The organism is Rhodococcus sp. Z6_132 (assembly GCF_058133635.1).
Genome location: NZ_JBYUNP010000002.1, coordinates 401,853 through 413,507, shown reverse-complemented (window position 1 = coordinate 413,507; position 11,655 = coordinate 401,853). Strand labels below are relative to the sequence as shown.

The window sequence follows — 11,655 nt, the reverse complement described above, 5'->3', positions numbered from 1 at the left end:
GCGTGGCTAGAACCCCAGCTTGCCCATCTGCTTGGGGTCGCGCTGCCAGTCCTTGGCCAGCTTGACGTGCAGGTCGAGGTAGATGCGCACACCGAACATGTTCTCGATCTGCTGGCGGGCCTCGGTGCCCACGTCGCGCAGCCGCGAGCCGCCCTTGCCGATGACGATGGACTTCTGGCTCTGGCGCTCCACGTACAGCAGCGCCCGCAGGTCCCACAGGTCCTTGCTGCCCTCGCGCGGGGCGAACTCGTCGATCACCACGGCCAGGCTGTGCGGCAGCTCGTCGCCGAGCCCCTCCAGCGCGGCCTCGCGGATCAGCTCGGCCATCATCTTCTGGTCGGACTCGTCGGTGATCTCGTCCTCGGGGTAGAGCTTGGGCCCCTCGGGCAGGTGCGCGGCCAGCACGTCGGCCAGCACGTTCACCTGCTCGTCCTTGACCGCGGAGACCGGTACCACCTCGGCCTCCTCGCCCAGCAGCGCCGACACCGCCATCAGCTGCTGCATCACCTGCTGCCGGCCCACCTTGTCGATCTTGGTGACCACGCCGACCACCGGCACCCGCGGGGCCACGTGGCGCAGCTGCTGCAGGATCCAGCGGTCGCCGGGGCCGATCTTCTCGTCGGCGGGGATGCACAGCCCGATGACGTCGACCTCGGAGTAGGTGTCCTTGACCAGGTCGTTGAGCCGCTGGCCGAGCAGCGTGCGCGGCCGGTGCAGCCCCGGGGTGTCCACCAGCACCAGCTGCGCCTCGGGGCGGTGGATGATGCCGCGGATGGTGTGCCGGGTGGTCTGCGGCCGGCTGGAGGTGATGGCCACCTTGGTGCCCACCAGCGCGTTGGTGAGGGTGGACTTGCCGGTGTTGGGCCGGCCCACCAGGCAGGCGAAGCCCGACCGGTGCGGCGCCACGGACTGCTCGGTGTCAGGCACCGGTGACCTCCTGGACGGTGCCGGTGCGGTCGGCGCGCAGCAGCAGCGCCTTCGGCGACAGGTCGCGCACCGCCTGGGCACCGTCGGGGTCGAGCACGTCGGCGCCGGTGACCACCGCGGCCGCCTCCAGCCCGTCCACCCCGCTGGCCACCGCGGCGGCGACCGCGGCCTGCAGGGCGGTCAGCGACAGCGACGGCAGCGCCACGGTGGACGCGGCGTAGGTGCGCCCGTCGGTGTCGCGCACGGCGGCACCCTCGGCGGCACCGGTGCGGCCCATCGAGGAGCGGGCCAGCGTCACCAGCTTGGCGTCGTCGGGGTCGATCGGGCCGTGCTCAGCCACCGTAGGGGCTCCTGTCCTCTGCTGACGTCAGCTCCGGGGTTCGGTCGGAGCCGTCTGACCTGTCTGGGTGTAGTCGATCTGGGTGGTGCTCGCCGCCGTCGTCCGGCTGGTCCCGGCGCACCACGACGGTGCCCACCCGCACCCGCCCACGGATCTCCGGGCCGGCCTCCGCGCGCAGCACCAGCCCGTGGGTGGTGACCTCGGAGCCGGGCAGCGGCACGCGGCCGAGCACCTGCCCGAGCAGCCCGCCCACCGACTCCACGTCCTCGGCGGGCAGCTCGATTCCGAACACCTCGCCCAGGTCCTCCACCGACAGCCGCGCGGAGACCCGCACCGCACCGTCGTCGAGGTACTCCACCGGGGGGCGCTCGTCGGTGTCGTACTCGTCGGCGATCTCCCCGACGATCTCCTCCAGGATGTCCTCGATGGTGATCAGCCCGGCCACGCCGCCGTACTCGTCCACCAGGATGGCCATGTGGTGGCGGCCCAGCTGCATGTCGCTGAGCAGCTCGTCCACCGTCTTGGAGTCGGGGACGAACACCGCCTCGCGCATCAGCTCGCGCACCGGCTCGCCGCGCTCGCCATCGCGCAGGGTGAACGAGCGCTGCACCAGGTCCTTGAGGAAGACGATGCCGAGCACGTCGTCGGGGCCCTCGCCCACCACCGGGATGCGGGAGTGGCCGCTGCGCACGGCCAGGGACATGGCCTGGCGCATGGTCTTGTCCTGCTCGATCCAGATCATGTCCGTGCGCGGGACCATCACCTCGCGGGCGATGGTGTCGCCGAGGTCGAAGACGGACTGGATCATCCGTCGCTCCCCCGCGTCCACCACGCCACCCTGCTGCGCCATGTCCACCAGCTCGCGCAGCTCCACCTCGGAGGAGAACGGGCCCTGGCGGAAACCGCGGCCGGGGGTGATGGCGTTGCCGACCAGGATCAGCAGCTTGCTCAACGGGTCGAGCACCGTGCCGAAGATCTTCAGCGGGGCCGCGGCCACCAGGCCGATGCGGTAGGCGTGCTGGCGGCCCAGGGTGCGGGGGCCGACGCCGATCACCACGTAGCTGACCACGGCCATCACCGCGGCGGCGATGAGCACGGCGAGGGCGGTGGACACCCAGCTGGCCACCGCGACGGCCACCAGCACGGTGGCGGTGGCCTCGCAGGCCACCCGCAGCAGCACCAGCAGGTTGACGTAGCGCGGGCGGTCGCCGACCACCTCGAGCAGCTTGGGGGCACCGGGGCGCTCGTTGCGGGCCAGCTCGGCCACCTGCGCGTGCGAGACGGTGCTCAGGGCGGCGTCCAGCGCGGCGAAGAGGCCGGCGAGCGGGACGAGCACGATGGCGGCGAGGAGCATGGCAAGCGATCCGCTCACCGGGCGCGGCCTCCATCGTCGTCCAGCCCCACGGTGCCCAGCAGCCGCTGGTCGGCGGCGTCGAGCACCGCTTGCCGGGCCGCGCGCCGGCGGTCGGTGTGGAAGTCGGCCAGCAGGCGGTCCTGCAGGCCGAACATCTCGCGCTTCTCCTCGGGCTCGGCGTGGTCGTAGCCCAGCAGGTGCAGCACCCCGTGCACGGTGAGCATCCGCAGCTCCTCGGCCAGGGTCTTGCCGGCCTGCTCCGCCTGGTCGGCGGCGAAAGCCGGGCAGAGCACGATGTCACCGAGCATGGACGGGCCAGGGTCGGCCGCGTCGGGCCGACCGCCGGGGCGCATCTCGTCCATCGGGAAGGACATCACGTCGGTGGGGCCGGGCAGGTCCATCCACTGCTCGTGCAGGGTGGCCATGGAGGCGTTGTCCACCAGCACCATGGACAGCTCGGCGGCGGGATGCACCTGCATGCGCTCCAGCGCGAAGCCGGCGACGGCGACGAGGTCGGCCTCGTCCACCTCGACGCCGGACTCGTTGGCGATCTCGATGCTCATCGGCGGGTCCCGCGTCGCTGGCCGCCGCTGCGGTGCGCCGGGGTGTGGCCGACCGACTCCGGTCGGGTCTCCGCCTCGAAGCGCTCGTAGGCGTCGACGATGTCGGACACCAGGCGGTGGCGGACCACGTCGTTGCTGGTCAGCGTGGAGAAGTGCACGTCGTCCACGCCGTCGAGGATCTCCCGGACCACCCGCAGCCCCGAGGACGCCCCACCGGGCAGGTCGACCTGGGTGACGTCGCCGGTGACCACGATCTTGGATCCGAAGCCGAGCCGGGTGAGGAACATCTTCATCTGCTCGGCCGTGGTGTTCTGCGCCTCGTCCAAGATGATGAACGCGTCGTTGAGCGTGCGCCCGCGCATGTAGGCCAGCGGAGCGACCTCGATGGTGCCCGCCTCCATCAGCTTGGGGATGGCCTCGCGGTCCATCATGTCGTGCAGCGCGTCGTAGAGCGGGCGCAGGTACGGGTCGATCTTCTCGTTCAGCGTGCCCGGCAGGAAGCCCAGCCGCTCCCCCGCCTCCACCGCGGGACGGGTGAGGATGATGCGGCTGACCTGCTTGCTCTGCAGGGCGTGCACCGCCTTGGCCATGGCCAGGTAGGTCTTGCCGGTGCCGGCGGGGCCGATGCCGAAGACGATGGTGTGGGTGTCGATGGCGTCGACGTAGTGCTTCTGGTTCAGCGTCTTGGGCCGGATGGTCTTGCCGCGGCGCGAGAGGATGTCCAGGCTGAGCACCTCGGCGGGCGAGGCGGCCGTGTTGGCCTCCAGCATGCCCACCGTCCGGCGCACGCCGTCCGAGGTCAGCTCGGGGTTGCGCAGGGCCATGGCCACGAGCTCGGTGACCGCGCGCTCGGCGAAAGCCACGTCGGCGGGCTCGCCCAGCAGGCGCACCTCGTTGCCACGGACGTGGACGTCCGCGGCGAGCAGCTCCTCGAGCACCCGCAGGTTGCGGTCGGCGGAACCGAGAAAGGGCAGAACACCAGCGTCAGGGATGACGATGGTGCTGGTCACAGGATCCATTACCTCCTCATTCTATCCGGCTGTCCCGATGGTGACGGGGTGTCCACGCACCGGTGGCCGGAAAGGGCAAGCCTACGGCGCGGACGGCGCGATCTCGCGCTGCCCTTGGGACAACAGCCCGCAGGCCGCGCGTGTTCCGGCCCACCCGGGCGAGCCCGGCTAGGCGAACCGGCAAGCCTGGCTAGGCGAACGGGCGAGCCAGCCAGCGCGGGGTGAGCACACCCAGTGCGCCCAGGGCGACCGCGGCAGCGGTGGAGGTGCGCAGCACGGTGGGACCCAGGTGCACCGCGACCGCACCCTGCGCGGTGAGCGCGGCCAGCTCGTCGTCGGCGATGCCGCCCTCGGGGCCGACCACCAGCAGCACCCGCGGTCCGTCCAGCACCAGGTCGGCCATCGGCGCCTGCGCCGACTCGTGCAGCACCAGGGCGTGCCCACCCTCGGCCACCGTCCGCGCCACCAGCTCGGCCACCTCGGTGGTGCTGTGCAGCGGCGCCACCTCGGGCACGTGGGCCCGGCGGGACTGCTTGGCGGCCTGGGTTGCGGTGCTCTGCCAGCGCTGCACCCCCTTGTCGGCCTTGGGCCCCTGCCAGCGGGCCACGCAGCGCGCGGCCTGCCAGGGCACCACCGCGTCCACCCCGGCCTCGGTGGCCAGCTCCACGGCGAGATCGGAGCGCTCGCCCTTGGGCAGCGCCTGCACCACCGTCACCTGCGGCACCGCGGGCGCCACGTCCTGGCGCGCCTGCACGGCCAGCTCCAGGCGGTCGCGGCCCACGGTGGTGACGGTGCAGTCAGCCACCCCGCCGCGGCCGTCGGTGAGCAGCACCCGCTCCCCCGACCGCAACCGCCGGACCGTGGCCGCGTGACGGCCCTCGGCGCCATCGAGCACCGCGGTGGCCCCGGCCGGCGGGAGCGGGGCCAGGTGGAAGACCGGGGGCGCCACCTAGCGGCCGCTGAAGGTTTCCCGCAGCCGGGAGAACAGGCCGCCGCTCTGCTTGGAGCCGGCGGTGACCACCTCGGACTGGTCCCGGGTGCGCAGGTCGGCGAACTGGCGCAGCAGGTCGGCCTGCTTGTGGTCGAGCTTGCTGGGCACCACCACGTCCAGGTGCACGTGCACGTCGCCGCGCACCCCGCTGCGCAGCCGGGGCATGCCGTGCCCGCGCAGGGTGGTGATCGTGCCGGGCTGGGTGCCGGGCTCCACCGCGATCTCGGCGTGGCCGTCGATGGTGTCCAGGCCCACCTTGGTGCCCAGCGCCGCGTCCGTCATCGGGATGCGGATGGTGCAGTGCAGGTCGTCGCCGTCCCGGACGAAGGTCTCGTGCGGCTTCTCCACCACCTCCACGTAGAGGTCGCCGGCGGGTCCGCCGCCGGGGCCGACCTCGCCCTGCCCGGAGAGGCGGATGCGCATGCCCTCGGCCACGCCGGCGGGCACCTTGACGGTGATGTCGCGGCGGGAGCGCACCCGGCCGTCGCCGGCGCACTGCTGGCAGGGGTCGGGGATGGTCTCGCCGGTGCCGCGGCAGGTGGGGCACACCCGTGCGGTGACCACCCGGCCCAGGAACGACTGCTGCACCGACTGCACCTCGCCGGCGCCGCCACAGGTGTCGCAGCGCACCGGGCTGGTGCCGGCCGCGGTGCCTGCGCCGTGGCAGGTGGTGCAGAGCACGGCGGTGTCCACGCTGATGTCGCGCTGCACCCCGCTGGCGCACTCGGCCAGGGTGAGCTCCACCCGCAGCAGGGCGTCGGAGCCGGGCTGCACGCGGCTGCGCGGCCCACGACCGCCGCCGCCCCCGCTGCCGCCGAAGAAGGCGTCCATGATGTCGCCGAAGCCGAAGCCCTGGCCGCCGAAGCCACCGGCGCCGTTGCCGCCGCCCCCGCTCTCCAGCGGGTCGCCGCCGAGGTCCACCACCTGACGCTTGGCCGGGTCGGAGAGCACCTCGTAGGCGGTGGTCACCTCACGGAAGCGGGCCTGCGCGGCCTCGTCGGGGTTGACGTCGGGGTGCAGCTCCCGGGCCAGCTTGCGGTAGGCGCGCTTGATCTCGTCGGCACTCGCCTTGGTGCCGACGCCGAGCGTTCCGTAGTAGTCCCGTGCCACGTGTCCCTCTAGTCCTTACTGGTAGGTCTGGTCTGTCTCTCAGCCGCGGGTGTGCAGCCTGCCGGACGCCCTGGGGGCGCGCTCCGGTGGTGGGGGTCAACGACCGGCGAGCACCTCGCCGACGTAGCGGGCCACCGCGCTCACCGAGGCGATGGTGGCCGGGTAGTCCATCCGCGTCGGTCCCACCACGCCCATGCCCCCGAGCACGGTTCCGGCGGCACCGTAGCCGATGGACACCGTGGAGGTGGCGCGCATCTGCTCGGCCTCGTTCTCCCGGCCGATGCGCACCGTCACCGTCTCCGGGCGCTTGGCGGCGGCCAGCAGCTTGAGCACCACCACCTGCTCCTCCAGCGCCTCGAGCACGGCCCGCAGCTCGCCGGGGAAGGGGGTGAAGTCGGCGGAGCTGGTGAGGTTGGCGGTCCCGCCCACCACCATGCGCTCCTCGTGGTGCTCCACCAGGGTCTCGATGAGCACCGTGGAGGTGCGCAGCACCACGTCCTTGAGGTCGGCGGGCACCTTCTCGTTCAGCTCGGAGACCGCCACGGAGGCGTCCGCCAGGCGCTTGCCCTCCAGCGCCTCGCCCAGCAGCTGGCGCAGCCGGCCCACGCCGTCCTCGTCGAGGACGTCGCCGAGCTCGACGATGCGCTGGTCCACCCGGCCGGAGTCGGTGATGAGCACCAGCAGCAGGCGCGCCGGGGTGAGCGAGACCACCTCGATGTGCCGCACCGAGGACACCGACAGCGTGGGGTACTGCACCACCGCCACCTGGCGGGTGAGCTGGGCCAGCAGTCGCACGCCCCGGCGGAGCACGTCGTCGAGGTCGACGCCGGTCTCCAGGAAGCCCTGGATGGCCCGGCGCTCGGCCGACGACAACGGCTTGACGGAGTCGATGGCGTCCACGAACTGGCGGTAGCCCTTGTCGGTGGGGATGCGCCCGGCACTGGTGTGCGGACGCACCAGGTAGCCGTCGTCCTCCAGCGCCGCCATGTCGTTGCGCACGGTCGCGCTGGACACCCCCAGGTTGTGCCGCTCGACCAAGGTCTTGGAGCCGACCGGCTCCTGGGTGGACACGTAGTCGGCGACAATGGCGCGAAGCACCGCAAAACGACGGTCATCGGTGTTGGACATCGGTCGTCACCTCCGGTTTCGCAGGGAGCACCACTGTCGAGCCCCAGCGGGGCTGCATCCCCGCCATTCTAGGCGTTGCGCCCGCTATGCCCTGCTCAGCACTCGCCAGCCCCGGAGCTATTCCCCCACCAGCACCCGGCGGATCACCGCGTCGGCCAGCAGCCGGCCGCGCGGGGTGAGCACCAGGTGCGTGCCCTCGTCGGTGAGCAGCCCGTCGTCCACCACCCGCTTCGCGGCGGCCAGCTCGTCCGGGCTCAGCTCCACCACCGGCAGCCCGGTGCGCAGACGCGCGGTGAGCATCACCCGCTCGGTGTGCTGCTCCTCGGCGGTGAGCAGCTCGCGCCCAGCCGCCGGGGAGGAGCCCTCGCCCAGCAGGGTGGCGTAGCGCGCCGGCGCCTTGACGTTCCACCAGCGCACCCCGCCGACGTGGCTGTGCGCCCCGGGGCCGGCGCCCCACCAGTCGCCGCCGTCCCAGTAGCCCAGGTTGTGCCGGCAGCGGGCGTCGTCGGTGCGCGCCCAGTTGGACACCTCGTACCAGTGCAGCCCGGCCGCGCGCAGCCCGGCGTCGAGCTGCTCGTAGCGGTCGGCGAGCACGTCGTCGTCGGGCATGGGCAGCTCGCCGCGGCGCACCCGCCTGGCCATGGCGGTGCCGTCCTCCACGATCAGCGCGTAGGCGGAGACGTGGTCCACCCCGGCGTCGAGCACCGCCTGCAGCGAGCCCGCGAGGTCGGCGTCGGTCTCGCCGGGGGTGCCGTAGATGAGGTCGAGGTTGACGTGGTCGAAGCCGGCCGCGCGAGCCTCGCGGGCAGCGGCCACCGGCCGACCCGGGGTGTGCGTGCGGTCGAGCACCCGCAGCACGTGGGCGGCGGCGGACTGCATGCCCAGCGACACCCGGGTGTACCCGGCGCGGCGCAGGCCGTCGAAGAACTGCGGGGACGTCGACTCCGGGTTGGACTCGGTGCTCACCTCGGCGCCGGCGGAGAGCCCGAAGCTGGCGCGCACGGCGTCGAGCACCTCGGTGAGGCCCTCGGCGCCGAGCAGCGACGGGGTGCCACCGCCGACGAAGACGGTGTCGGCGGTGGGCGGGGTGCCGAGCACCCGGGCGGCCAGGTCCAGCTCGCGGCGCAGTCCCTCCAGCCACGACTGCGGCGACGCCGCGCTGCCCAGCTCGGCCGGGGTGTAGGTGTTGAAGTCGCAGTAGCCGCAGCGGGTGGCGCAGAAGGGGACGTGCACGTACACCCCGAACGGGCGGGTGCCCAGCCCCTGCAGCGCGGCCGCGGGCAGCGCGCCGTCGGTGGGTGCGGGATCGCCGTCGAGGGGGGTGCTGGCCATGCCCCCATTCTCCCCCGCCTGCGCAGTGGTCCAGGTCATGGTGCTCCGATGCGGACAGCGGAGAGTGACGTGGCAGACTGTGACGCATGACTGGTGCAGGTGTGCGACTCGTGGCGCGGCGCCACGTCGACCTGCAGCGAGTCGCCAGCGCGCTCTGCCGCTGCTCCTCACTCTCACGCCCCTGATCCAGCTCACCCAGCGGCGTCGGACGTGCCGTGTGGGTGCAGCCCTGCGTCGTGCTCCGGTGCCTGAGATCTCCGGAGGACCTTTCCCCGATGACGACCACCACGGACCGCGCGGTGCCCGCTCGACCGCGCAAGAAGTCCGAGGGCCAGTGGGCCAAGGGTTACCGCGAGCCGCTCAACCAGAACGAGCGGACCAAGAAGGACGACGACGCGCTGAACGTCCGGGCCCGCATCGAGAACATCTACGCCAAGCAGGGCTTCGACAGCATCGACGGCGGTGACCTGCGCGGACGCTTCCGCTGGTGGGGGCTGTACACCCAGCGCGCCGAGGGCCTGGACGCCACGTTCACCGGCATGGACGACGAGGAGCAGCTGGACGCGCGCTACTTCATGCTGCGCATCCGCACCGACGGCGCCCGCCTGAGCACCGAGCAGCTGCGGGTCATCGCCGGCATCTCCACCGAGTTCGCCCGGGACACCGCCGACCTCACCGACCGCGAGAACGTGCAGCTGCACTGGGTGCGCATCGAGGACGTGCCGGAGATCTGGCGCCGGCTGGAGCAGGTGGGCCTGAAGACCACCGAGGCGTGCGGGGACTGCCCGCGTGCCTTCCTCGGCTCGCCGCTGGCCGGCGTGGCTGCCGACGAGGTCATCGACGCCACCCCCGCCATCGAGGAGACGGTGCGCCGCTACGTCGGCGACCCGCGCTTCTCCAACCTGCCGCGCAAGTTCAAGACGGCCATCTCCGGGCTGCAGGACGTCGCCCACGAGGTCAACGACGTCTCCTTCGTCGGCGTGAACCACCCCGAGCACGGCCCCGGCTTCGACCTCTGGGTCGGTGGCGGGCTGTCCACCAACCCGATGGTGGCCCAGCGCCTGGGTGCCTGGGTGCCCATCGACGAGGTGCCCGACGTGTGGGAGGGCGTGGTCTCGGTGTTCCGCGACTACGGCTACCGCCGGCTGCGCTCGCGGGCCCGCATCAAGTTCCTCATCAAGGACTGGGGCGCGGCGGAGTTCCGCCGCGTGCTGGAGGAGGAGTACCTCAAGCGTCCGCTGCTGGACGGTCCGGCGCCGGCGCCGCAGGTCGGCATCCGCGACCACATGGGCGTGCAGCGCCAGCGCGACGGCCGCAACGCCGTGGGCGTCGCCCCGGTCGCCGGCCGGGTCAGCGGCACCAAGCTCGTCGCCGTCGCCGACGCCATGGACCGGGCGGGCACCAACCGGGTGTGCATCACCGCCTACCAGAAGCTGGTCTTCCTCGACGTCGCCGACGACACCCTCGAGACGTTCGTGGCCGACCTGGACGCCCTGGAGCTGCCCGCCCGTGGCTCGTCCTGGCGGCGCAACGTGATGGCCTGCTCCGGCCTGGAGTTCTGCAAGCTCGCGTTCACCGAGACCCGGGTGCGGGCGCAGACGCTGGTGCCGGACCTGGAGCAGCGCCTGGCCGACCTGGAGCACGAGCTGGACACCCAGGTGACGGTGAACATCAACGGCTGCCCCAACTCCTGCGCCCGCGTGCAGGTGGCCGACATCGGCTTCAAGGGCATTCTGCTCACCGACGACGACGGCCAGCCCGTGGACGGCTTCCAGGTGCACCTCGGTGGTGGCCTGGGCGCCGACGCCGGCTTCGGCAAGAAGCTGCGCGGGCACAAGATCACCACCCACGAGCTCGGCGAGTACGTCGAGCGCGTGGTGCGCAGCTACGCCAAGCAGCGCGAGCACGGTGAGCGCTTCGCGCAGTGGGTCACCCGGGCCGAGGAGTCCGACCTGCGATGAGCAGGGCCGTCGGGAACACGCCCAGCCCACGTGCTGTTCCCTTCTACTGTCCCTACTGCGGTGACGAGGACCTCCGTCCGGACGCCGCCGACGGGGTGGCCCTGCCGCACGGCACCTGGCGGTGCGGGGCGTGCCAGCTGATGTTCGCGCTGAAGCGGCTCGCCACCAGTCCGGTTCGAACGGAAGATGAGGTGACCGAGTGAGCGTCTCCACCGATCTCGACCTTCGTGCGGTGGCCGAGCGTGGCGCGGCCGACCTGGACGGGGCCAGCGCGGCCGACGTCCTGCAGTGGACCGCCGACACCTTCGGCGACCGCTTTATCGTGGCCTCCAACATGCAGGACGCGGTGCTGGTGCACCTGGCCGTGCAGGCCCGCCCCGGCGTGGAGGTGCTGTTCCTGGACACCGGCTACCACTTCGCCGAGACCATGGGCACCCGCGACGCGGTGGAGCAGGTCTACGGCGTGCGCATCGTCAACGCCAAGGCCGAGCTCAGCGTGCCGGAGCAGGACGAGGTGCACGGCAAGAACCTCTTCGCCAGCGCGCCGGACCGCTGCTGCGCCATGCGCAAGGTGGCCCCGCTGAAGAAGACCCTGGCCGGCTACGACGCCTGGGTCACCGGCGTGCGCCGGGTGGAGGCCCCCACCCGGGCCAACGCCCCGCTGATCTCCTTTGACGAGGCCTTCGGCCTGGTCAAGGTCAACCCGATCGCAGCGTGGTCCGACGAGGACATGCAGCACTACATCGAGGAGCACTCCATCTTGGTCAACCCGCTGGTCGACGCCGGCTACCCCTCCATCGGCTGCGAGCCGTGCACGGTCAAGCCGCTGCCGGGTGCGGATCCGCGCAGCGGCCGCTGGGCCGGGCGCGCCAAGATCGAGTGCGGGCTGCACCAGTGAGCGCCGCCACGGTGCAGACCCCCACTCCGGGCTTCGTCACC

Annotated in this window: 13 protein-coding genes; 4 read left to right on the top strand and 9 right to left on the bottom strand. The window is 72.3% G+C overall.

Annotation, left to right across the window (positions count from 1 at the left end; translation table 11 throughout):
* Positions 1 to 6 precede the first annotated feature (6 nt).
* From era to hemW, 9 genes are all read right to left on the bottom strand, one after another.
* Positions 7 to 927: a GTPase Era gene (gene era / locus AC3YO9_RS08595; protein ID WP_241248902.1), complete on the bottom strand. Its 921-nt coding sequence runs from the start codon at positions 925 to 927 to the stop codon at positions 7 to 9.
* Positions 920 to 1,204 carry a cytidine deaminase gene (locus AC3YO9_RS08590; RefSeq protein WP_164860707.1) on the bottom strand — a complete coding sequence of 95 codons (285 nt, stop codon included), beginning with the start codon at positions 1,202 to 1,204 and terminating at the stop codon, positions 920 to 922. Before AC3YO9_RS08590 ends, era begins: the two co-directional genes overlap by 8 nt.
* Before the next feature lie 55 nt (positions 1,205 to 1,259).
* Positions 1,260 to 2,639: a hemolysin family protein gene (locus tag AC3YO9_RS08585; RefSeq protein WP_127783447.1), complete on the bottom strand. Its 1,380-nt coding sequence runs from the start codon at positions 2,637 to 2,639 to the stop codon at positions 1,260 to 1,262.
* Entirely contained in the window at positions 2,636 to 3,184 is a 549-nt protein-coding gene (gene ybeY / locus AC3YO9_RS08580; RefSeq protein WP_127783448.1) for an rRNA maturation RNase YbeY, read from the bottom strand. Before ybeY ends, AC3YO9_RS08585 begins: the two co-directional genes overlap by 4 nt.
* Positions 3,181 to 4,203, bottom strand: coding sequence for a PhoH family protein (locus tag AC3YO9_RS08575; protein ID WP_127783449.1), 1,023 nt, complete (start codon positions 4,201 to 4,203; stop codon positions 3,181 to 3,183). The genes ybeY and AC3YO9_RS08575 overlap by 4 nt, the downstream gene beginning before the upstream one ends.
* Before the next feature lie 181 nt (positions 4,204 to 4,384).
* Positions 4,385 to 5,143 (bottom strand): 16S rRNA (uracil(1498)-N(3))-methyltransferase, encoded by a 759-nt coding sequence (locus AC3YO9_RS08570; protein ID WP_489982866.1) that lies wholly within the window; start codon positions 5,141 to 5,143, stop codon positions 4,385 to 4,387.
* Positions 5,144 to 6,295, bottom strand: coding sequence for a molecular chaperone DnaJ (gene dnaJ / locus AC3YO9_RS08565; RefSeq protein WP_489982865.1), 1,152 nt, complete (start codon positions 6,293 to 6,295; stop codon positions 5,144 to 5,146). It abuts the gene before it with no gap.
* A gap of 96 nt (positions 6,296 to 6,391) precedes the next feature.
* On the bottom strand, positions 6,392 to 7,423 hold the full coding sequence (gene hrcA, locus AC3YO9_RS08560) for a heat-inducible transcriptional repressor HrcA (RefSeq protein WP_127783452.1): 1,032 nt from the start codon (positions 7,421 to 7,423) through the stop codon (positions 6,392 to 6,394).
* 117 nt (positions 7,424 to 7,540) lie between these two features.
* Positions 7,541 to 8,755, bottom strand: coding sequence for a radical SAM family heme chaperone HemW (gene hemW / locus AC3YO9_RS08555; protein WP_489982864.1), 1,215 nt, complete (start codon positions 8,753 to 8,755; stop codon positions 7,541 to 7,543).
* Positions 8,756 to 8,841: 86 nt separating this feature from the next.
* Here hemW and AC3YO9_RS08550 point away from each other — a divergent pair, with 86 nt between their 5' ends.
* From AC3YO9_RS08550 to AC3YO9_RS08535, 4 genes are all read left to right on the top strand, one after another.
* Positions 8,842 to 8,940, top strand: a complete 99-nt coding sequence (locus tag AC3YO9_RS08550; RefSeq protein WP_489982863.1) for a putative leader peptide — start codon at positions 8,842 to 8,844, stop codon at positions 8,938 to 8,940.
* Positions 8,941 to 9,030: 90 nt separating this feature from the next.
* The gene (locus AC3YO9_RS08545; RefSeq protein ID WP_489982862.1) at positions 9,031 to 10,716 is read left to right on the top strand and encodes a nitrite/sulfite reductase; all 1,686 of its coding nucleotides are present in this window, start codon (positions 9,031 to 9,033) and stop codon (positions 10,714 to 10,716) included.
* Positions 10,713 to 10,919 (top strand): hypothetical protein, encoded by a 207-nt coding sequence (locus AC3YO9_RS08540; RefSeq protein ID WP_127783455.1) that lies wholly within the window; start codon positions 10,713 to 10,715, stop codon positions 10,917 to 10,919. The genes AC3YO9_RS08545 and AC3YO9_RS08540 overlap by 4 nt, the downstream gene beginning before the upstream one ends.
* Entirely contained in the window at positions 10,916 to 11,614 is a 699-nt protein-coding gene (locus AC3YO9_RS08535; protein WP_127783456.1) for a phosphoadenylyl-sulfate reductase, read from the top strand. The genes AC3YO9_RS08540 and AC3YO9_RS08535 overlap by 4 nt, the downstream gene beginning before the upstream one ends.
* Positions 11,615 to 11,655: the final 41 nt, after the last annotated feature.